Origin of the sequence: Streptomyces sp. NPDC006872 (genome assembly GCF_040635845.1) — a bacterium.
Classification (GTDB): Bacteria; Actinomycetota; Actinomycetes; order Streptomycetales; family Streptomycetaceae; genus Streptomyces.
Genome location: NZ_JBEYIL010000018.1, coordinates 101150 through 122478, shown reverse-complemented (window position 1 = coordinate 122478; position 21329 = coordinate 101150). Strand labels below are relative to the sequence as shown.

The 21329-nt window shown below is 73.0% G+C and carries 19 protein-coding genes; 11 read left to right on the top strand and 8 right to left on the bottom strand.

Annotation, left to right across the window (positions count from 1 at the left end):
- The first annotated feature begins 197 nt into the window (after positions 1-197).
- A complete protein-coding gene (locus ABZ725_RS39990; protein ID WP_351916693.1) occupies positions 198-1694 on the top strand; it encodes an ABC transporter permease in 1497 nt (498 codons plus the stop codon).
- A 45-nt stretch (positions 1695-1739) separates the two neighbouring features.
- Complete coding sequence (locus tag ABZ725_RS39985; RefSeq protein WP_358807293.1) at positions 1740-2435, top strand: ABC transporter ATP-binding protein; 696 nt, start codon at positions 1740-1742, stop codon at positions 2433-2435.
- Positions 2436-2505: 70 nt separating this feature from the next.
- Here the strand turns inward: ABZ725_RS39985 and ABZ725_RS39980 are convergent, their stop codons facing one another.
- On the bottom strand, positions 2506-2832 hold the full coding sequence (locus tag ABZ725_RS39980) for a nuclear transport factor 2 family protein (RefSeq protein WP_351916696.1): 327 nt from the start codon (positions 2830-2832) through the stop codon (positions 2506-2508).
- Positions 2833-2973: 141 nt separating this feature from the next.
- On the opposite strand from ABZ725_RS39980, the gene ABZ725_RS39975 reads away from it, so the two are divergent.
- Positions 2974-3516 carry a DoxX family membrane protein gene (locus ABZ725_RS39975; RefSeq protein WP_358807292.1) on the top strand — a complete coding sequence of 181 codons (543 nt, stop codon included), beginning with the start codon at positions 2974-2976 and terminating at the stop codon, positions 3514-3516.
- 138 nt (positions 3517-3654) lie between these two features.
- Entirely contained in the window at positions 3655-4017 is a 363-nt protein-coding gene (locus tag ABZ725_RS39970; protein ID WP_358807291.1) for a MazG-like family protein, read from the top strand.
- Here ABZ725_RS39970 and ABZ725_RS39965 read toward each other — a convergent pair.
- From ABZ725_RS39965 to ABZ725_RS39935, 7 genes are all read right to left on the bottom strand, one after another.
- Complete coding sequence (locus tag ABZ725_RS39965) at positions 4006-5061, bottom strand: histidinol-phosphate transaminase (RefSeq protein WP_358807290.1); 1056 nt, start codon at positions 5059-5061, stop codon at positions 4006-4008. The genes ABZ725_RS39970 and ABZ725_RS39965 overlap by 12 nt on opposite strands.
- Positions 5062-5084: 23 nt before the next feature.
- Positions 5085-6323 carry an ATP-grasp domain-containing protein gene (locus tag ABZ725_RS39960; protein WP_358807289.1) on the bottom strand — a complete coding sequence of 413 codons (1239 nt, stop codon included), beginning with the start codon at positions 6321-6323 and terminating at the stop codon, positions 5085-5087.
- Positions 6320-7579: an ATP-grasp domain-containing protein gene (locus ABZ725_RS39955; protein WP_358807288.1), complete on the bottom strand. Its 1260-nt coding sequence runs from the start codon at positions 7577-7579 to the stop codon at positions 6320-6322. Before ABZ725_RS39955 ends, ABZ725_RS39960 begins: the two co-directional genes overlap by 4 nt.
- Entirely contained in the window at positions 7576-8691 is a 1116-nt protein-coding gene (locus ABZ725_RS39950; RefSeq protein ID WP_358807287.1) for a hypothetical protein, read from the bottom strand. Before ABZ725_RS39950 ends, ABZ725_RS39955 begins: the two co-directional genes overlap by 4 nt.
- 44 nt (positions 8692-8735) lie before the next feature.
- Positions 8736-10103, bottom strand: coding sequence for an aldehyde dehydrogenase family protein (locus tag ABZ725_RS39945; RefSeq protein WP_358807286.1), 1368 nt, complete (start codon positions 10101-10103; stop codon positions 8736-8738).
- Between the two features lies 1 nt (position 10104).
- Positions 10105-11346 carry a DUF362 domain-containing protein gene (locus tag ABZ725_RS39940; RefSeq protein WP_358807285.1) on the bottom strand — a complete coding sequence of 414 codons (1242 nt, stop codon included), beginning with the start codon at positions 11344-11346 and terminating at the stop codon, positions 10105-10107.
- A gap of 70 nt (positions 11347-11416) precedes the next feature.
- A complete protein-coding gene (locus ABZ725_RS39935) occupies positions 11417-12082 on the bottom strand; it encodes a cyclase family protein (RefSeq protein WP_358807380.1) in 666 nt (221 codons plus the stop codon).
- A 289-nt stretch (positions 12083-12371) separates the two neighbouring features.
- On the opposite strand from ABZ725_RS39935, the gene aroF reads away from it, so the two are divergent.
- The 7 genes from aroF (at position 12372) to ABZ725_RS39900 (ending at position 21038) form a co-directional block, all read left to right on the top strand.
- Positions 12372-13433, top strand: a complete 1062-nt coding sequence (gene aroF, locus ABZ725_RS39930) for a 3-deoxy-7-phosphoheptulonate synthase (RefSeq protein ID WP_358807284.1) — start codon at positions 12372-12374, stop codon at positions 13431-13433.
- A gap of 45 nt (positions 13434-13478) precedes the next feature.
- The gene (locus tag ABZ725_RS39925) at positions 13479-14588 is read left to right on the top strand and encodes a phenazine biosynthesis protein (protein ID WP_358807283.1); all 1110 of its coding nucleotides are present in this window, start codon (positions 13479-13481) and stop codon (positions 14586-14588) included.
- Positions 14589-14590: 2 nt separating this feature from the next.
- Entirely contained in the window at positions 14591-16072 is a 1482-nt protein-coding gene (locus ABZ725_RS39920) for an isochorismate synthase (RefSeq protein WP_358807282.1), read from the top strand.
- Between the two features lie 740 nt (positions 16073-16812).
- A complete protein-coding gene (gene larE / locus ABZ725_RS39915) occupies positions 16813-17682 on the top strand; it encodes an ATP-dependent sacrificial sulfur transferase LarE (RefSeq protein WP_358807281.1) in 870 nt (289 codons plus the stop codon).
- Positions 17672-18502, top strand: coding sequence for a nickel pincer cofactor biosynthesis protein LarB (gene larB, locus ABZ725_RS39910; protein WP_358807280.1), 831 nt, complete (start codon positions 17672-17674; stop codon positions 18500-18502). The genes larE and larB overlap by 11 nt, the downstream gene beginning before the upstream one ends.
- Positions 18499-19809 carry a nickel pincer cofactor biosynthesis protein LarC gene (gene larC, locus ABZ725_RS39905; protein ID WP_358807279.1) on the top strand — a complete coding sequence of 437 codons (1311 nt, stop codon included), beginning with the start codon at positions 18499-18501 and terminating at the stop codon, positions 19807-19809. The genes larB and larC overlap by 4 nt, the downstream gene beginning before the upstream one ends.
- Complete coding sequence (locus tag ABZ725_RS39900; RefSeq protein ID WP_358807278.1) at positions 19806-21038, top strand: FAD-dependent oxidoreductase; 1233 nt, start codon at positions 19806-19808, stop codon at positions 21036-21038. The genes larC and ABZ725_RS39900 overlap by 4 nt, the downstream gene beginning before the upstream one ends.
- Positions 21039-21329: the final 291 nt, after the last annotated feature.

Genomic DNA, 21329 nt, shown 5'->3' with positions numbered 1-21329 from the left:
GCTGCCGAACCAGCTACTCAACCCCCGCCACCTGGGAAAACCCCCTCCACAGCCTAGGAATCAGCTGTCTCAGGGAATTTTGATCCGGCGCTCCGCATTCTCAGTCCTTACACATCCTTTACTCAGGGCGACTCAAAGGTTCCTCCCTAGTTTGTGGCAGCGCCCACAGCGGGCGCCAAGAACCTTCGAGGAACGGGATGTTTGGCATCTATCTCAAGCGCGAACTGGGCCGGCGCAAGAAGGCGGCCCTGGTCATCGCACTGGGTCTGGCGCTCGGAATCGCTCTGGTCATCACCGTGAACTCGGTGTCGGCCGGCATGACACAGGCACAGGACAAGGTTCTGCAGTCGCTGTACGGCCTCGGCACCGACATGACCGTCACCAAGGCCCGCACAGCGCCCACGGACAACGCCTCCGCGGGCGGCGGCGGCAGATTCGAGTTCGACGCGAAGGGCGAGGACGACGAGGACGCGGAGCAGAGCTCCGACCGGGTGATGACGCAGGGAGGTCAGGCCCTGGCGTCCACGCTGGTGACGAAGGTCGCCGGTCAGAAGGGCGTGTCGGCCGCGGTCGGCGCCCTCACCCTGAACGTCACCAAGGTCGACGGCTCCTTCACCCAGGGCAAGGCGGAGAGCTCCACCGGCAGCAGCGGCAACAGCGGTCAGGGCGGCGGCCCGGGCGGCGGCGGCAACAGCGGCTCCACCGCGGCGCCCCAGGTGCAGGGCGGCGGCGCCTCGTTCGACGTCAACTCGTACTCGGTGGCCGGCGTCGACGTCACCAACCAGGACCTCGGCCCGCTCGCGACCTCGAAGATCACCTCGGGGGTGACCTTCACCTCGGCGCAGACCAACGCCAAGGTCGCGGTCGTCAGCGCGTCGTACGCCAAGGAGAACTCGTACAAGGTCGGCTCGACGCTGAAGATCTCCAGCACCAGCTACAAGATCATCGGTATCGCCACGCCCGACAGCAGCGAGTCCACCACGGACGTCTACCTGCCGCTGAAGCAGGCGCAGACCCTCGCCGACGCGGCGAACCAGGTCACCACGATCTACGTCAAGGCGACCGACTCCAAGCAGATCGACACCGTCAAGGCGACGATCACGAAGAACATCTCCGGTACGACGGTCACCACCTCCGCCGACCTGGCCGAGACGGTCTCCGGCTCCCTCTCCACCGCCTCCAACCTGGCGACCAGCGTCGGCAAGTGGCTGTCGATCGCGGTGCTCGTCGCCGCGTTCCTGGTGGCCGCGCTGCTCACCTCCTCGGCCGTGTCCCGCCGGGTGCGTGAGTTCGGCACCCTGAAGGCGCTCGGCTGGCCGAGCCGGCGGGTCACCCGGCAGGTCGTCGGCGAGTCCATGGTCAACGGTCTGCTCGGCGGCGCCCTCGGCATCGGCATCGGCCTGGCGGCCGCGTACGCGGTCACCGCGATCAGCCCGAAGCTGACGGCGGAGCTCGGCAGCACCGGCGGCGGTGGCGGCGGTGGCGGCATGGGCGGCGGCCCCGGCGGGGGCGGCGGTCCGGGCGGACAGTCCGCGTCGAACACGATGGAGATCGCCCTGTCGGCCCCCGTCTCCCTCACCACGATCGCGCTCGCGGTGGGCCTCGCGGTCGCCGGCGGTCTGATCGCCGGTGCGATGGGCGGCTGGCGCGCCTCCCGGATGCGCCCGGCGGACGCCCTGCGCAGCGTCTCCTGACCCGCCCTCACCCACCTCACGCCTGACGAAAAACCCGGAGCATCCATGTACAACCTCACCGGCGTCACCAAGCGCTATACGCGGGGCAAGGAGACGGTCGAGGCGCTGCGCGGCGTCGACCTCACGATCGCGGACGGCGACCAGCTCGTCATCCAGGGCCCCACCGGCGGCGGCAAGTCGACGCTGCTGCAGATGATCGGCGGCCTCGACCGGCCCACCGAGGGCAGCGTCGAGCTGGACGGCGTCGACCTCGCGCGCATCAGCGAGGCCAAGCTGACCCGGCTGCGCGCCGAAAAGATCGGCATCATCTTCCAGTCGTTCAACCTCATCCCGACGCTGACCGCGCAGGAGAACGTCGAGACGGCGCTCGTCCCGCTCGGCGTGAAGGCGGCGGAGCGGCGCGAGCGGGCGGCGGAGGCGCTGCGCTCGGTCGGTCTCGGCGAGCGTCTGAAGCATGCGCCGTCCGAGCTGTCCGGCGGCCAGCAGCAGCGCGTCGCGATCGCCCGCGCGCTGGTCAAGAAGCCGAAGGTGCTGCTCGCCGACGAGCCCACCGGCAACCTCGACGAGAGCATGCGCGACGAGATCATGGCCCTGCTGGAAGGGCTGTGGCACGAGTACGGGCTGACGTTCATCATGGTCACCCACGACTCGTCGATCGCCCGCCGCTCCCCGCGTCTGGCCACCATCAAGGCCGGCCAGATCACGCTGACGGAACAGGCGGTCGCCCGCTCCTCCTGGTGAGCCGAGGCCTGCTGCGAAGGGCCGTGCACCGCCTGTCCGGCGGTGCGCGGCCCTTCGCCGTCGTCTGTCGCTACGCCTGGCCGGTCTCGAAGCGGGAGATACGGCCGTCGTCCGCGACCGTGAAACTCCACCTGGTGCGCATCTCGCCCCAGGTGTCGTTGCTGTAGCGGGCCACCAGGGCGCGCCCGCCCCGGGACTCGTTGTCGACGTCCATGTGGCCGTGGGAGGAGAAGATCTCCCGGTCGATCCACTCGTCGAGATCGCGGTCGGAGCCGTCGTCCGCCATGGTCGCACCGGGCGCGAGAAGCGCCAGGAAGGCCTCGCGGTCATGGGCGTTGACGGCGGTGACGAAGGCGCGGACGGCCGGATCGCTGAGTTTGGCGGTCTGAATCGTCATGCCAGCCAGACTCACACCGCCACCCGGGCCCCGCCACCCGAACGGCGTCCAGGACGGGCCGGACGGGTGTGCGCAGTGCGACGGTGGAGACCCGTGGGGGTGTGTTGCCGTGTGTTCGCCGTCTCTGCTCAGGGAGTCACCGTGACCTGTTACGACCGACGTGATCTCGGACTGCTGCTGCTCCGGCTGGGCACCGGCGGAGTGCTGGCGGCGCACGGCACCCAGAAGCTGTTCGGCTGGTTCGGCGGGCACGGCCTGGAGGGCACCGGCCAGTTCATGGAGTCGATCGGCTACGCGCCCGGCAAGGCCAGTGCGACGGCGGCGGGGCTGGCGGAGGCCGGCGGCGGCACGCTGCTGGCGCTGGGCCTGGCGACTCCGGCGGCGGGCGCTGCGGCGGCCGGCGCGATGGCCGGCGCGTCCTCGGTGCACGCCCCCAACGGGTTCTTCGCGGCCAGCGGCGGCTACGAGCACGCGGCCTCCCTGGGCCTGGCCGCCGCGGGCCTCGCCATCGCCGGACCCGGCCGGCTCTCCCTCGACCACGCCCTCGGCCACCGGGTCGACCGGGGCTGGATGGTCCCGACGGCGCTCGGGGTGACGGCGGCGGTCACAGCGGTGGTCGTGGGGATGCGGAGCCAGCGGCTGCGCAGGCGGGAGGAGGGGGAGCAGGAGGTGCTGTTCGACTGAGCGCTAGGCGCTCCGCTGGAGGTGCCGCAATGTGCCGTCGTTCCGGTGCGGCGCCGTCGTGGCTGGTCGCGCAGTTCCCCGCGCCCCTTCAGGGCGCTGCCGCACCGCAGCCGACTTCGGACCTGGCAGGCTGCGTGCATGAGCGCTGAGCCCTTGCCGCCGCAACCCGCACACCCCGTCGATCTCTGGGCGACCGTCGACGCCCTGTGGGCCTGGTTGGACGCCAACCGGGCGCATGCGGGGCGCGAGGGGCTGCTGTTGCGGGTGCTGAAGCTGTCGGAGGAGGTCGGCGAGGTCGCCCAGGCGGTCATCGGCGCGACCGGCCAGAACCCCCGCAAGGGTGTCAGCCATACCTGGGACGACGTCCAGGCCGAGCTGTGCGACGTGGTCATCACGGCGCTGGTGGCGCTGCGGACCCTGACGCCGGACCCGGAGGCGGTGTTCGCGGGGCATCTGGCGCGGGTGGCGGAGCGGTCGTTGCATGGTGGCTCAGATCGGTGAGAAGTCGGCTGCGGCCGCCAGGAAAGCGTCGTTCTCCGCTGCCGAGCCGATCGACAGACGTACTCCGTCGCCCGCGTAGGGCCGGACCGCCACGCCCGCCGCGGCCAGGTGCTCGGCGAGCGGGACGGAGCGGTCGCCGAGGGGCAGCCAGAGGAAGTTGGCCTCGCTGACCGGGACCGTCCAGCCCCGGGCCGTCAGCACGGTGCGCACCCGGTCGCGTTCCTTGACCGTGCCCTCCACCCGGGCCATCAGCTCGTCCTTCGCGCGCAGGGCGGCCACGGCCGCGGTCTGGGCGACGCCGTTCACGCTGAAGGGCAGGTATGTCTTGCGGACGGCCGCGATCACCTCGGGGCGCCCGGCCACGAAGCCGACGCGCAGGCCGGCCAGACCGTATGCCTTGGAGAGGGTGCGCAGGACGACGAGGTTGGGCCGTCCGGCGAGCAGGGTCAGCCCGTCGGGGGTGTCCGCGTCGCGCACGTACTCGCGGTAGGCCTCGTCGAGCACGACCAGGCAGTCGGCGGGGACGCGGTCGAGGAAGGCTTCCAGGGCGGCCCGTCCGACGACGGTGCCGGTCGGGTTGTTCGGGTTGCAGACGAAGACCAGTCGGGTGCGGTCGGTGAGGGCGTCGGCCATCGCTTCGAGGTCGTGGACGCCGTCCCTGAGCGGGACCTCGACGGCCGTCGCGCCCGTGAAGCCCGTCAGCAGCGGGTAGGCCTCGAAGGACCGTCGGGCGTACAGCACTTCGACGCCGGGCTCCGCGACGGCCGCCAGCAGCATCTGGGTGACGGCGACCGAGCCGCAGCCGACGGCGACGGCGTCCTCGGGCAGGCCGAAGGCGCCGGATATCCCGGCGATCAGCTCGGCGCAGCTGTTGTCCGGGTAGCGGTTCACGGTCAGGGCCGCCTCGGCGACCGCCCGGACCACGGCGGGCAGCGGCTCGTCGGCGGACTCGTTGGCGGCGAGCTGGTAGGAGCGGCCGTCGGGCGAGCGTACGGGGCTGCTCGGCCGGTAGCCGGCGATCGCGTCGAGCACGGAACGAAACACCGATGCTCCTTCCGGTGAGGGGGTCAGGGGGTGGTCTCGATGCGGATGTCGTCGGTGGCGAGGCGCTCGCACAGCCGGACGGCGGCGTCGGTGTCGGCGGCCCGGACCGCGACGAAGCCGAGCCGGTCCCAGTTGTCGCGCAGCGGGCGGACGGTGTCCCCCGGGCGTACGGAGACCCGTGCGGTGAGGACCTCGGGGCGGGCCGCGACCTCGTCGACGCCCTTCACCTCCGTGACGGTGCCGGGGTCGCGCACCACGAAGCGGACGCAGGAGGCCGCCACCGGCTGCGGGTCGTCGGGGAGTTCGTCGACCATGCGCACCGGCCAGCCGACGCCCAGGGCGGCGAGGTCGATGCCGTAGGCGGCCCGGACCAGCTCGCCGATGTAGTCGCCGCCGACCCGGTTGTGGGACTCGATCACCACCGGGCCGCGGCTGCCGAGCCGGACCTCGGTGTGGCTGGGGCCGTCGGTGAGGCCCACGACGGTGAGGAACTCGGTCGCCGCGTCGACGATCTCGGTCCGGTCGCCGGGCGGGATGCGGGCCGGCAGGGCGTGGCCGAGTTCGGCGAAGTGCGTCTCGTCCACGAGTTTCTCGGTGACGGCGACGACGACATGGCGGCCGGCGAAACTGAACGCCTCGACGCTGAACTCGGGCCCGTCGGCGTAGGCCTCCATCAGGAACTCGGTGACCGTGAACAGCGTCGTGACGCGGTCGGTGCGGGTGCCGCGCAGCGCTTCCAGGCGCTCCCAGACGGCGGGCAGTTCCTCGGGGCCGTCCACCCGGACGAGACCGAAGCCGGCGGTCGTGTCGGTCGGCTTGACGATGAACGGGTAGCCGACGCGGTCGCCGAAGGCGTGGAGCGAGGCGCGGTCGGCGACCCGCTCGCTGGTGACGGTGAGCCGGCTGCCCTGTGCGGCGAGGTGCCTGCGCATCGTCCACTTGTCCCGCAGTCGCCTGCTGACCTCGTAGGAGGTGCCGTCGAAGCCGAACAGGTCGTTGAGGCGGGCGGCGGTGTCCAGACCGCCCTCGGTGAGGGAGACGACGGTGTCGAAGCCCCAGACCTCGCGGGCGGCCTCGGCCAGCGGGCGGACGGTGTCCCACTCGGTGTAGTCGAGCACGAGGAGGGCGTCGACGAGCCCGGTCTGGAAGGAGTTGATCTTCTCCGGGTGCTGGAACAGGACGATGCGCAGGCCGAGTGCGGCAGCCCGCTCGATGTGGGTGTCCGTGCCGCCGATGAGCAGCATGGTGCGGTCCGCGGTCAACGGACGTCTCCTTCCGGGAGGCGGATGTCGTAGAAGCCCTGGCCGTCCAGATAGCGCGTCGTCAGCGCGTCGCGGGCCACGGTGCTGGCGGTCTCGTGGAGCAGGTAGACCCGCAGCGGGAACGTCCAGTCGTCGACGGAGCGGGAGATCGCGGCGCCGGGGCGCACCCGGTACAGGACGTCGTGGAAGCTTTCCAGCGAGCGGAGTTCGGGCAGCTTCGGGTAGCCGGTGAGGGTGCCGGCGGCGGGCGAGACCATGTTGACGATGCGGGCGTGCCGGATCACCTCGTAGTCCGTGGCGCAGCGCGCCAGGAACCGTTCGGGGTCGACGCAGGCGTCGACCGTCCAGTCGAGTTGGCTCTCGCCGAGGGCGGCCGCGGTGGGCACATGCACGTCGGCGCCGCAGACGCGGGCGCCCGTCTCGACCAGCCGGGGGCCGTGCGGGGTCAGTTTCAGCTCGGTGTGGGCGGGGCCGTTGCGGATGCCGAGCGCGTCGAGGACCCGGAGGGTGTGCTCGACCAGCAGGTCCTGTTCGGGGCCGCGCGACGGGAGCAGTTCGGCGCCGGCGGGCAGGTCCTGGACGCCGTTGGCGCCGAGGTGGTGCATCTTCCAGAGGTCGCAGACGTGGTGACGTCCGTCCCGGCTGACGGTGTTCACGATGTACTCGCTGCCGACGAGGTACTCCTGCGCGAGCACGTCGTGGTTGCGCTGGCCGAGGGCGCTGTCGGTGCCGATCAGGGCGTGGTAGGCGGCCCTGACCTGGTCGGCGTCGTTGCAGAAGTGGATGCCGTCGCTGCCCGCGCTGCTGACCGGCTTGAGGACGGCGCGGCCGCCGGTCCGGGCGTACCAGTCGAGGAGGGTGTCGAGGTCGCGGGCGAGGGTCTGGTCGACGGCCGGCACGCCCGCCGCCCGGACCGTCTCGATCATCAGGTACTTGTCCCGGCGGGCCCGGCTCAGCAGGGTGCCGTTGGCGGGCAGGCCGAGTTTCTCGCCGATCGCGTCGGCGAGCAGGACCGCGCGTTCCACGCCCGCCAGGAGTGCGACGGGGGCGTGCTCGGCGACGGCGGCGACCGTGTCGGAGACGTCTCCCCGGTGGACGATGTGCGCGGAGAAGTCCGCCGGCCGGTAACTCGCCGCGTACGCCTCGGGGATCTCGGGCGTGCTCTGCACATGGACGCAAGGGACGCCCCGGGCCCGGAACAGCGGTGCGAGACAGCGTGCGCTCGCGTACGCGTCGACGATGACGACCGTGCTCAAGACGGCTTCACCCGCTCCGTGGGGAGGTGCGTGGTGAGGGTGACCGGGTCGCCGAACCGCATGAGGTCCCGGTAGGTCTCCGCCCGGGTGTGCCGCATGGTGCGCAGCGTGGCGATCGCGCTCTCCGCGGACTCGTGCTCCTGGACGATCGAGGAGTCGTCGCCGACGAGCGCGGCGGTGACGATGACGTGCCGTTCGATGTCGAGCAGGTCGGCGTCCAGCAGGGCGTCCCGGGCGCGGGCCAACTCGGGGTCTGCAGCGGCGAGTTCGGCGAAGGGTTCGGGGCAGACCCGGAGGAGGGCGCGCATCGCCTTGCGGTAGGCGCGGTGCTCGGGCTGGGTGCGGCCGGTGAGCGCGACGGGCACGGCGGGCGGCGCCATGGTGGGTCGGACCTCGGCGTCGTAGCAGGGCGCCGACATGTCGCCGGAGTGCATCATGGCCGCGGTGAACCCGCGTACGCACACGACGGCTTCGCGCAGCGCGGCGGTCGCGGCGGGGCGGTCGGCGCCGGAGAGGGCGGTGATCGCACGGGAGACCGCGTCGGCCGCCGCGAGGTTGAGGACGAAGTAGAAGTGGTGGGTGACGATCCACCGGGTCAGCTCGTCCTTGCCCGGCACGTACGGCATCGCCCTCGCGCCCTGGTGCGGGCCGGGCGCGCCGTCGTCGGGGGCCAGGCCTTCCAGGACGTGGAGCATGGCGCGGACCTCGGCGGCCCGGTCGTTGAGGTCGAGCCGGGCTTCGCGCAGGTCGACGAGGGTCCGCGCGATGATCGTCGTCACTTCGGAGACGAGTCGGGCGTCGTCGATCGCGGCCGTCCGGACGCCGAAGTAGTCGTGGTTGGGGACGATCGGCGTCAGGGACGCGACGGCCTCCAGCGGTGGGACGGCGGCCTCGACGGCGAGCCGGCCCAGCTGGTCGACCGCCTCGTCCAGCGCGGGGCCGAGGGCCTCGCCCGCGCCCTTGGGGTGGAGCAGTGCGCCGTGCAGGCGCGTCAGCGCGGCGGTCGCCTCCTTCAGGGCGCTCTCCACGGCGGCGGCGGGACGGGTGCGGGCCCGCACGAGGTTGTTCTCGGGCAGCACCACGATCGGGATGTCGGGGCATGCGGCAGACACGTGACTCACCTCGGAGATGTCATGGGCAGTGGGTGGAAACGGCGTCAGGGTGCGGCGAATCCGCGGGCTTCCTTGAGGAACTGGCCGAGGTAGCCGTCGTGCGGCAGGTGGGGGTCCGTCCACCAGTCGCGGACGCGGCCGTGCAGGACGGTGCGGATGCCGGGCGTGTCCATGGCCTCGCCGACGAGTTCGGCGTCGTCGGTGAGGAGGGTCAGCGCGAGCGAGTCGGCGAGCGGGGCCACTCCGTCGGACGGCCGCCAGGGCGCCACCCAGACGCAGGGGAAGGGCAGTTCGGTGCGCAGGCCGGGGTGGTCCCAGCCGTCCACGCACAGCACGGCCGGCCGCAGGGCGGCCGCGTGCTCGTCGAGGACGGCCAGCGGCTCGCCCGCGTGGTGGCGGGCGGTGAGGTCCCGCGCGCCCTGTGCGGCGCGGTCGAGGGTGTCGCGCAGCGCCCGTGCCTCCTTCAGGGGGCGGACCGGCAGGACCGCCGCGTCCTCGGTGACGGGGTGTGCGGGCAGCCGGGCCAGCCGTTCGGCCAGCGCCTCGGCGAGCGCCCGGTGGTCGCCGGAGGTGAGGACCGCGGTGGTGTTGGTGCAGCGCACGCCGCCGTCCGCGGCGATCTCCGTCACGAGGTGGTCCAGGGTCTCGTCGTCTACGGGGCCGTCCAGGAGGATCTTGCTGCGGCCGGGGCCGCGGACCAGGACGCGGTCGTTGCCGCGGTGGCGGGCCACGGTGGACTCGCTGCCGTAGACGAGGGCCAGGTCGGTCGCGCCGACCAGGGCGTCGGCGGAGTCGTGCGCCCCGGGCAGCAGGCTGATCCAGTCGGGGTGCAGTCCGGCCGCGAGCAGCGCCTCGACCAGCCGCAGCGGGGTGAACGGGTCGCGGGCGCCGGGCCGTACGGCGACCCGGTAGCCCAGGGCGAGGGCCTGCAGCCACGCGCCGTGGGTGCCGGGGTGGTTGCTCGGCGCGATCACGCCGAGCACCCGGCCGCGGCGGGCCCAGCGGGCGGTGCGGCCGGTGCCGATCGGGGCCTGCCGGCCGACGACCTCGCCGAGCAGCGCGGAGTCGCCCCGCACCCGGGCGAGGGTGCGGCGGGCCACCCGGACGGGGACGCCGGAGGCCAGTGCCTGCGCCCGGCAGTACTCCTCGGGGCTCTGTCCGGCGAGCGTGGCCTCGGCGAACAGCCGCCCCGCCGCGGCGAGGACCGTCAGCCGCTCCTCGCGGGTCGTGCGGGGCGCCTCGCGCATGGCCCGGGCGGTGAGCCTGGTGACCAGGGCGGGGGCCTCGTGGACGGTGGCGAGCGGGGCGCCGTCCACGCCGTGCAGCACGCGGGTGTCCCGCGAGGTGCGCCGCTCGCCGCCCCGCAGCACGGGTATCGCGGGCAGGGCTGTCGTGGAGGGGGACGACGGCATGTCAGACCAGCTCCTCGGGTGCGGGCCAGGACGCCCGTCCGGTGTGGTCCGCGTCCCGGGACGGGACGCGGAACTGGGTGCGTTCCTGCTCCGTGACGGGACGGCCCATCGCGTAGCGCAGTCCGGCGGTCTGGATCGCCCGCGGCGGGCAGCCCTCCAGGAACACGCCGGCCTCTCGGTGCTCGTACAGGGCGTTGCCGACCAGGACGACCGTTCCGCGCAGCTCGGGCAGCCGTGTCACGGGTCCGGAGACGATCGTCAACTCGCCCGGGTGGGCGAGTAGTTCGTCGTGCAGCAGGTTCATGGCGGCGGCCAGCCAGCGGCGGCAGTCGTCGCAGGCGGTGTCGGCGTGCACATGGATGCCCTCGCGCGGGGGCGTCAGGTCGACGGGGGCGCGCCTCAGCGTGAACGCGACGTCCTCGACCTCGGCGCCCCTGACCTCGACGCCGGCGAGGTCGGCCGGGCCCATGCCGCGCCGGTGGGCGTCGCGGAGGTAGGCCAGCTCCCAGGGCTCGACGCGGGCGACGGCGGCCATCGTGACGTCGAGGGCGACCGCGTTGCGCGAGGCCGCGACCAGACCGACCTCGCGGACCTCGCCCGCCATCGGGTAGTTGCCCTCGATGACGGTGGTGGCGTCGCAGACCACCAGATGCTGCGGGCGCAGCAGGTTGAGGTCGACTAGGGCCTCCTCGACCCCGGCCATGTGCACGATGCGCGTGGTGAAGCCCGGGAGCAGGCCGACCAGGTTCTTCATGGCGTTGGTGAGGACCACGCTGGAGTGGGTGCGCAGTTGGGGGGCGCCGATGAAGTAGTCGCAGTCCACGACGAGGTCGGGGACGGCGATCGGCACCCGCAGCGAGGTGGCGCCCGGTATCTGCACGATGCGCAGCGGCCGGTCGTCGAAGCTGACGACCTGCGCATACCGGTGGAGGGGATGGCCGTCGAGGATCTCCTTGAGCACATGGGTGCGTTCCGCGACGAAGACCGCGGCGCCGCGCGCGGACGCCCGGCGGGCCAGCGCGAGCAGCAGTTCCGGGCTGGTGCGGAAGCCCGGTTTGCGCTGGAACATGTTGGGCTTGACGACGACGCGGTCGCCCTTGCCGACGTCCCGCAACGGGTCGCCGAGCAGGTCCAGCACCTCTTCGACCGCGCTGTCGACCGCCGCGGCGGCAGCGGCCGGACCGACTGTGCCGAGGGCGACGGGCGTGGGTCCGGCTTCCCTGGCGACTGGCTCGGCTCTCATGGCAACTCCTCAACCGGGACCCCCGTCCGACGATGCGTCCGATGGGGGTCCCGGACCGTCGGACGGGAGATCAGAACGGCCAGCCCTCGAAGACGACGGCGCGGACGGGGGCGGCCTCGACGCCGGCGATCTTGACCGGCAGGGCCATCAGCTGGACGACCGGGCCGGAGATCCGGTCCAGGTTCTGGATGTTCTCCAGCAGCGGGATGCCGGCGCCCAGCAGCCGCAGATGGACCTGGCCGCTGCGGTCGTCGGGGCGTTCGGTGATGCAGTCCATGCCGACGAGGCGGGCGCCGTTGTCCACCATCCACTCGGCCGCGGAGAGCGTGAGGTAGGGCGGCTTGTCCCAGTAGTCCTCGCGGCCCAGATAGCGGTTGGGGTGGTCGGTGCGCACCAGCAGCCGGTCGCCGGGCTGCCAGACGTCGCGCAGCGCCTTCTCGAGGTCCTCGCCCGTCACCGGGTCGAGGTCGCGCTTGTCGGAGAGGTCGGCCACGCAGGCGCGGCCCACGAACGTCTCCAGCGGGACCTCGTCGATCTTCTCGCGGTCCGCGTAGAAGTGGTAGCCCGACTCCACATGCGAACCGTTGTGCGGGAATATCTGAAGATCCGAGAAGGTCCGGCCCACGCCGGCCGGGTCGGTTTCCGGAGACATGGCCTTCCGGATTCCGAAGTCCGGATACCAGGGGGCGTCATAGGAGGGCATGCCCTCGTGCCAACCCTGGCTGATATCAATCATCTTCACGATCCACTCCATTGCTCGACCGGCGGGACGCTCACCGCTGGGCTGAGGCGGCTCGGTCATCAGAGCATCGGCGGTCGGTGCGCGGCAATGAAAGTCGATGATCTTGTCATTATCCTGCCACTCACGTGCTTCTCTCCCCCGATCATGGCTAGCCTTCCGGCGAAGGTCGCTTCGGTGGACGAGTCCGCACCAGCACATCGGCGGGCCATGGACCGGAAACCGCTCGCATTCGAGTCCGGACCGGTGGAATTTCCCGCACGACAGCCCACTTGGAAGGTGCTACATGATCGTGGCAATGCGTCCGCGGGCCACCCGCGAACAGCTGGATTCCGTCATCGACATTATCCGGGACCATGGCCCGAACCCGGTGACCACCACGACGGCGGGTACCACGATCCTCATCACCGAGGAAAGCGGCACGCCGGAACTCGCGGCGGCCGTCGAGAATTCACCCGGCGTCGACCGGGTGGTCATCGTCCCCGGCGCGCAGCGCCTCACCAGTCGGGTGTTCCGCGAGGAGGACACCCGGGTGAAGGTCGGACCGGCCGGCGAAGCCGTGTTCGGCGGACCGGAGTTCGTGGTGATCGCCGGCCCCTGCGCCGTCGAGGGCGAGAAGCAGATGGACGCCGTCGCGGACGCGGTGGTGGCGGCCGGCGCGGTCGTGCTGCGCGGCGGCGCGTTCAAGCCCCGGACCTCGCCCTACAGCTTCCAGGGACTGGGCGTCGCCGGCCTTGCGCTGCTCGCCGAACAACGCCGGCGCACCGGGCTGCCGGTGGTCACGGAGGTCGTCACCCCGGGCGATGTGGAGGTGGTCGCCGAGGAGAGCGACATGCTCCAGATCGGCACGCGGAACATGCAGAACTTCGATCTGCTGCGCGCGGCCGGGGAATCGGGGCGGCCGGTGCTCCTCAAGCGGGGAATGTCCGCCACGGTCGAGGAATGGCTGCTCGCGGCCGAATACATCATGCACATGGGAAACAACGACATCGTGCTCTGCGAGCGGGGAATTCGCAGTTACGACCGGAGCACTCGATTCACCCTGGACCTGGGTGCGGTGGCCGTGGCGAAAAGGCTCACGCATTTGCCGGTCATAGTCGACCCGAGCCACAGCACCGGACATCCGCACCTCGTCGGGCCGATGTCCCTGGCCGCGGCTTCATGCGGCGCCGACGGTCTGATCATCGATGTGCACACCGACGCCGAAAACGCGAAATGCGACGGCGCACAGGCGCTCGACGAGGAGCAGTTCACCACCCTCATGCGCCGGTTGAAGCCCGTCGTGGAGGCCGTGGAACGGACGCTTTCGACACCGCGTTCGCATTCCCATTCCCTGGCCGAGGTCTGAACCGAGAACCCGCCCAAGGCCGAACCGCCTCTTTCTGGAGAGAACATGGCGCACCACGCAGTCGATCACCCGTTCACCACCGGCCTCACCTCCGAAGCGGAATTCATCCCCGCGGCGATGCGCTGGCATTTCTCCCCGGCCACCGGGTCCCCGTACTGGGTGAAGCGGGCCGCGGAACTGGACTTCGATCCGCTGACCGACGTGCGCACCTGGGCGGACCTCGCCCGTTTCCCGGACGTCAGCGAGGAATGGCGGGACATACCCGTGGACGCCCTCGTCCCGGTCGGCGCGAGCCAGGACGCCTGGGACTTCCAGGTGTTCGACAGCGGCGGCACCACCGGACGGCCCAAGCGCATCGTGGAGTCGACGTCACGGCGGAGCGGTGTGCGCTGGGTGAGCGAGGTCCTCGCCGAGCACGGGGTGCCCGGCGAGGGCGAGGGACAGTGGCTGCACCTCGGCCCGACCGGCCCGCACATCGTGGGCCGCTCGGTGGGGCTGCTGGCCCAACTGCGCCGCACCTTCTGCCACTTCATCGACTTCGACCCGCGCTGGGTCAAGGCCTGCGTCAAGCAGGGGCGCGGGGAGGAGGCGGGCCGCTATGTGAAGCACATCCTGGCGCAGGCGCGGGACGTCCTGGCCACGCAGCCCGTGTCGGTGCTGTTCGCGACCCCGCCGGTGCTGGAGGCCCTGGCCGCCGACGAACGGCTGCTGGACCTCGTCCGGCTCAAGGTGCGCGGGATCGTCTGGGCCGGCACCAGCGTCAGCCCCGAGACCCTGCGCGTCCTCGAGGAGGAGGTGTTCCCGCAGGCCGCCCTCGTCGGGCTGTACGGGAACACGATGATGGGCATCGCCCCCCAGCGCCCGAGGAACGGTGGCGGTGAACGGGAGGCCCACTCCTGTGTGTTCGTGCCGTTCCACCCCTTCAGCCGGGTGCAGGTCGTCGACCCCGAGGACACCGTGACGCCGGTCGGGTACGGCGAGCGGGGCCAGGCCAGGGTCAGCCTGGTCTCCCGGGACCTGCTGCTGCCGTGGACGCTGGAGCGCGACTCCGTGATCCGCGTCGAGCCGACGTCGGCGTACCCGCAGGACGGACTGGCCGATGTGCGCCCGCTCGTCGCCCAGGGCGGCCCGGCCGCGGTGGAAGGGGTGTACTGAGCATGCCGTCGACCTCCGCGCCCACGGTCCCCGTCGAGCGGCTCGGCCGCACCGACCTCGGCAGCCTGGTCGCCACCTGCGCCCGGGCGCTCGCCGAGGCCCGCCGGCTGCACCGTCCGGTCCTGGCCAGCTGGGCCAGGCCGCTGGAGCTCGCCGACCCCGTCGCGGTCTGGAGCCGGGCCCGGCGCAGCACACAGCGCTCGTTCCTGTGGCAGTCGCCGTGGGACGACGGCTCGGTCCTCGCGCTCGGGTCCGCCCGCGATCTGCGCGGTCGCGGCGAGCGCCGTATCGCCTCGGTCCGGGCGGGCTGGCAGAGCCTCGTCCGCGATCTGGTCACCGGCGGCGTCACCGTGCCCGGACTCCCGTCCGGCGCCGGTCCGCTGGCGATCGGCGGCTTCTCCTTCCGGCCCGAGAGCCCCTACGAGATGGGGCGGCTCCCCGACGCGCTGATGTGGGTGCCCGCGCTGCAGATCCGCAGCGCGGTCCCCGCCCCCGGCGCCGAGGACCGGCCCGTCGCGGCCGAACTGCGCCTGAACGCCGTGCTGTTGCACGACAGCGACCCCGAGCAGGTGGCGGGCGGCCTGCTGCATCTCGCCGACCTGTGCCTGGCGCCGGAGACCGACGCCCGCGGCCCGCACGAGACGTCCGTGCGCACCTGCGACAGCACGGAACTGCCGTCCGCCGCCGACTGGAAGCGGCTCGTCCGCCGGGCCACCGACCGGATGCACGCGGGCGAGTTCGAGAAGGTCGTGCTCGCCCGTGAGGTACGGGTCGCCGCCTCCGCGCCCTTCGACGTGCCGGCCGCGGTGGACCGGCTGCGCGGCGCCAACCCCGGCACGACGCTCTTCGCGGTCGACCACGAGGAGTACACCTTCCTCGGCGCCACCCCGGAGTACCTCGTCCGGGTCGCCGACCGCACGGTGCACGCGCTGGGCCTGGCCGGCACCGTGCCGCGCGGCACGACCGCGGAGCAGGACGCGGCCCTGGAACGCGAGTTGGTCGACAGCACCAAGATCCGGCACGAGCACGACGTCGTCGTCCGGATGCTCCGCGCCGCGCTGGGCGCGTCCTGCGCCGACGTCACGGCCGAGACCCCGCCCCGCGTGGTCAGGCTGGCCAACGTCCAGCATCTGTCCACGAAGGTCCGCGGCGAGCTGGCCCGGGACTCGACGGCGGGCATCCTCGACTTCGTCGAGCGGCTCCATCCGACGCCGGCCCTCGGCGGCCATCCCCGCGAGGAGGCGCTGCGCTGGCTCGCCGACCACGAGGGCCTCGACCGCAGCTGGTACGCGGGCGTGGTCGGCTGGGCCGATGCCGCCGGCCAGGGCCAGTTCGCGGTGGCCATCCGCTCCGCCCTGCTCGACGGCACCTCCGCCTCGCTGTACGCGGGCTGCGGCCTGGTGGCCGACTCCGACCCCGAGGCCGAGTACGCGGAGACCTGCGCGAAGTTGCGCCCCATGATGTCCGCCCTCGGAATCGAGTGACCCCCATGCCACCGACCCCCACGACATCAACGCCCTCCACGACTCCGCCCCCGCCGCAAGGGACTCTCGCCCCGGCCGAGCGGCCCACCTCGCGACCCGACAGGCCGAACCGCCGACCGACCGCGCCGAGCCCGATCCCAGCGGCAATCCCCGCCACTCCAGCCCCACCTCACATAGCCCTCGCCGCGCACGAGGAGCTCGCCCGGGCCCAGCCGCTCACCCCGCGACCCGACACATCGAACCGACGGCTGACCGCACCGAGCCCGATCACGACGGCAGCCTCCGCCACTCCGGCCCCACCACACGAGGGGCCTGACCCGGGCGAGGGGCCTGCCTCCGGCAAGGGGCCTGCCCCGCGACCCGACTCACCGAACCGCCGACCGACCACACCGAGCCCGATCACGACGGCAGCCTCCGCCACTCCGGCCCCGCCACACGAGGGGCTCGCCCCGGGCGGGAGGCCTGCCCCCGGCGAGAGGCCTGCCCCGGGCGAGGGGCCTGCCCCGCGACCCGACTCACCGAACCGCCGACCGACCACACCGAGCCCGACCCCGGCGGCAGCCCCGGCCACTCCGGCCCCGCCACACGAGGGGCTCGCCCCGGGCGGGAGGCCTGCCCCGGGCAAGGGGCCTGCCCCGGGCGAGAGGCCCGACCCGGGCGAGAGGCCTGACCCGGGCAAGGGGCCTGCCCCCCACGAGGGGCTCGCCCCTGGCGAGGCCCTCGTCGCTCGGCTTGATGTGTTGCGTCGGCGGCTGGTCGAACTGGGGTCGGTCGTGGTGGCGTTCTCCGGGGGTGTGGACTCCTCGCTGTTGCTGGCGGCAGCCGTCCGCGCGCTCGGTCCCGGGCGGGTGCTCGCCGCCACGGGCGACTCCGCGAGCCTGTCGCGGCGGGAGCGGAGCGCCGTCCGGGACATCACACGGCAGCTCGGCGCGGAGCACGTCTTCGTCGCCACCCACGAGCTGGAGAGCGCCGGGTATCGCGAGAACTCCCGGGCCCGCTGCTGGTTCTGCAAGGACGAACTGGTCCGGCGGCTGCTGGAGCTGGCCGCCGCGCGCGGCCTCGCCCATGTCGCGACCGGCACCAACGCCGACGATCTGGCCGACCGGTTCCGGCCCGGCATCCAGGCGGCGGCCGGCCACGGCGCCGTCACCCCGCTGGCCGACGCCGGTCTGACCAAGGATCAGGTCCGGGCGGCCGGCCGGGAGTGGTCCCTGCCGACCTGGGACAAACCCGCCTCGCCCTGTCTGTCCAGCCGGGTCGCCTACGGCCTGACCATCACCCGGGAGCGCCTGGCCCGGGTGGACGCCGCCGAGCAGGCGCTGCGCGAGAGTCTGCGCCGCGCCGGAGTCGACAGCTACGACCTGCGGGTCCGCGACCTCGGCGACAACGCGCTGATCCAGGTCGACCGGTCGGCCGTCCCCGAGGTCACGGCCTGCCGGGAGGCCCTGGACGCGGTACGGCGGACCGGGTTCGCCTCCGTCGAGGTGGACCCGCGCGGATTCCGCTCGGGCTCCCTGAACGAGCCCGACGACGACAACAAGCACGACGACAGCAACAACGCCGACAGCCATGACAACGAACCCGGGGAGCGGCCCAGCCATGGATCGTGACGAAGTCCGAGCCCTGTTGCAGCGCGTGTCCGCGGGCACGGAGACCGCCGAGGAGGCCCTGCGCACCCTCGTGCGGGGCCCGCTCGCGGGCGGCGCCGCCGGGAGCGGCGTCAAGGATCTCGGGTTCGCCCGTCTGGACACGCACCGCGCCCTGCGTACGGGCGACCCGGAGGTGGTCTACGGCGCGGGGAAGACGGCCGGGCAGACGGTCGCCCTGCTGACGGAGCTGGCCCGGCAGCCGAGCGGCCGTTCCGTCCTGGCGACCCGGCTGCCCGACGCGTCACTGGACGCGGTCGCCGCCGCGTTCCCGGCCGCGCGCGTCGACCGGGAGGCCCGGTGCGCCGCCGTGGGCGGGGAGACACCGGAGCACGGGGGCCGGGTGCTGGTGCTCTCGGCGGGCACGTCGGACGAGCCGGTGGCCCGGGAAGCGGCCTTCGTGGCAGCCGAGTTCGGCTGCGCGACGGGCATCGTGCGGGACGTCGGCGTGGCCGGCCTGCACCGGCTGCTCGCGGTACGGGACGAACTGGACGACGCGGACTGTCTGATCGTCGTCGCCGGCATGGACGGCGCGCTGCCGAGCGTGGTGGCCGGGCTGGTCGGCAGCCCTGTGCTCGCGGTGCCGACCAGCGTCGGGTACGGCGCTTCCTTCGGCGGCGTCGCGCCCCTGCTCACCATGCTCAACTCCTGCGGTCCCGGCGTGCTGGTGAGCAATATCGACAACGGCTTCGGAGCGGCGGTCGCGGCGGCGCGGATGACCCGCCGCCGCACGACGCGAACGGCATGCGCAGAAGCCGATCTGCCGGTCGGGGCGGCTTCGTGAGCGCGCCGACGCACGCCTGGTTCGACTGCTCGGCGGGCGCCGCCGGGGACATGCTCCTGGGCGCGCTGCTCGACGCCGGAGCGTCGCTGACGGTGGTGCGCGAAGCGGTCGAGGCCGTCGCGCCCGGCAGTGTCCGGCTCCGGGTGGAGAGCGTCCGGCGATGCGGGTTCGCGGCCACGAAGGCGCACGTCGACACGGTCGCGGACCCGCCGCACCGCACCTGGCGGTCGATCCGCGCGCTGCTGACGAAGGCCTCGCTCCCCGAACCCGTACGGGACCGGGCACAGTCCGTCTTCGCGTCGCTCGCGCGGGCCGAGGCCGCGGTGCACGGGGTGGCCGCCGAGGAGGTCCACTTCCACGAGGTGGGCGCGCTCGACGCGATAGCCGACGTGGTCGGCGTCTGCGCGGCCTTCCACGACCTGGGCATCGCCACGGCGACGGCGACGCCGCTCGTGCTGGGCAGCGGTCGCACCCGGGCCGCGCACGGCGAGCTGTCCGTGCCCGCGCCGGCCGTGCTGCGGCTGCTGGCCGACCACGGGGCGCCGGCCGAGTCCGGCCGTTTCCCCCAGGAGATGTGCACACCGACGGGGGCGGCGCTCGTCCTCTCGCTCTGTTCGGCCTGGGGCCAGATGCCCTCGCTGCACGTACGCGGCACCGGAACGGGGGCCGGCACACGCGACCTTCCCGACGTGGCGAACGTGGTGCGGGTGGTCCTGGGCACCGTCCCACAAGACACGAAGGACACGGCGGACGCGACGCACGCGACGCACGCGATGCACGCGACGGCGGCCGTGGTCGTCGAGGCGAACGTCGACGATCTGGACCCACGGCTGTGGCCACAGGTCCTGGCCCGGTTGCTGGCACTGGGGGCGTCCGACGCCTGGCTCACTCCCATCCTGATGAAGAAGGGACGGCCCGCCCACACGCTCTCCGTCCTGTGCCCACCGGCGTCCCTGCCGGCCGTCCGGGAGTCGATGGTCCGCGAGACGTCGACCATCGGCACCCGCGAACACCCGGTGGGCAAGACCGAGTTGGCGCGCGAGACGAGGAAGGTCGACGTGGACGGCGTCCCGGTCCGGGTCAAGATCGCCCGGCTGCGGGGGCACGTCGTCAACGTCCAGCCGGAGTACGAGGACGTGGCCGACGCGGCGCAACAGCTCGGCGTCCCGCTGAAGACGGCGCTGGCGCGGTCGATCGCCGCGGCCGAAGGCCTGGCGAGCGGCCTGGCACCCGACCCGGCAAGCGGGCTGGCGAGCGGCCCGGCCACCGGCCCGGTCCAGGACGACAAGAGGGCGGCTGGTCGATGAGGCATGTGATCGTGGTCGGCGGCGGCCTCGCGGGCCTGAGCACCGTGGAGGCGCTGCGGGCCCAGGGGTACGAGGGCGAACTGACCCTGCTGGGGGCCGAGCCCCACGAGCCGTACGACCGGCCGCCGTTGACGAAAGAGGTCCTGGCGGGCGACGCCGACGACCCGACGCTGCCCGCCGACTGGGAACGGCTCGGCTGCCGGCTGCGGCTCGGGATGCGGGCCGAGGGGCTGCGGCTGCACGACGGCCGGCCCGGCGGCGTCGTCCGGACGGCGACCGGCGCCCTGGAGTTCGACGCGCTGGTGATCGCGACGGGCGCGACGCCGGTCCGGCTGCCCGGCGAGGGGCCCCAGCACGTCGTCCGCAGCCTGGACGACGCACGGGTGGTCCGGGCCGCGCTGCGCGAGGGCGCGCGGGTGGTGGTCGTCGGGGCCGGCTGGATCGGCGCCGAGGTGGCGACCGTGGCGGCCGCGAGGGGCTGCCGGGTGACGGTGCTGGAGTCCGCGGACACCCCGCTGGCCGAGGTGGTCGGCCCGGAGATCGGCGCGCTGACGGCCGCCTGGTACGCCGAGGCGGGAGTCGAGCTGCACTGCGGGGTGCGGGTCGCGTCGGTGGACCACGGCGGAGTGACGCTGGCCGACGGCCGGTTCGTGCCGGCCGACACGGTCGTCGTCGGGGTCGGCGTCCGGCCGGAGATCGGCTGGCTGGCCGGGTCCGGGCTCCCCGTGGAACGCGGGGTGGTGGTCGACGGCTCGATGCGGACGGCCCGGCCCGAGGTGGTGGCGGTGGGCGACTGCGCGGCCTGGTGGTCGCACCGCTACGGGCGCCGACTGCTGGTCGAGCACTGGGACTCGGCGCTCAACGCCCCCAAGGTGGCGGCCGCTTCACTGCTCGGCGGGGACGCCGTCTACGACCCGGCGCCGTACTTCTGGTCGCAGCAGTTCGGGCGGACGGTGCAGTACGCGGGTCATCACTCGGCGCCGGACCGGATGGTGTTCCGCTCCTCCGCCGACGGCGCCGGCTGGGCGGCCCTCTGGCTGGACGGGGACCGGCTGGAGGCGATCCTGACCGTCGACCGTCCCCGCGACATGGTCCAGGGCCGCCGCCTGATCGCCGACGGCGCCGCCCTCGACGTCACCCTGCTCCCGGACCCGGACGTCCCACTACGCGACACAGCCCACCCCCGCACCACACGCAACACACCGTCCTACGGCAGCCCACGCACATGACCCACCCCCAGCCACGGCGGTACGGCCCGCACCCCACGGGGTACGGCCCAGAGCCCATGGACCGCGCCACGCACCCCACGGGTCGCGGCCCGCAGCTCACACGTTGCGGCCCACAGCCCACCGCTAGCGGCCCACAGCCAACGGGTCCCGGCCCACAACCCACCAGTCGCGACCCACACCCAACGGGTCCCGACCCACAACCCACCAGTCGCGACCCACACCCAACGGGTCCCGACCCACAACCCACCAGTCGCGACCCACACCCAACGGGTCCCGACCCACAACCCACCG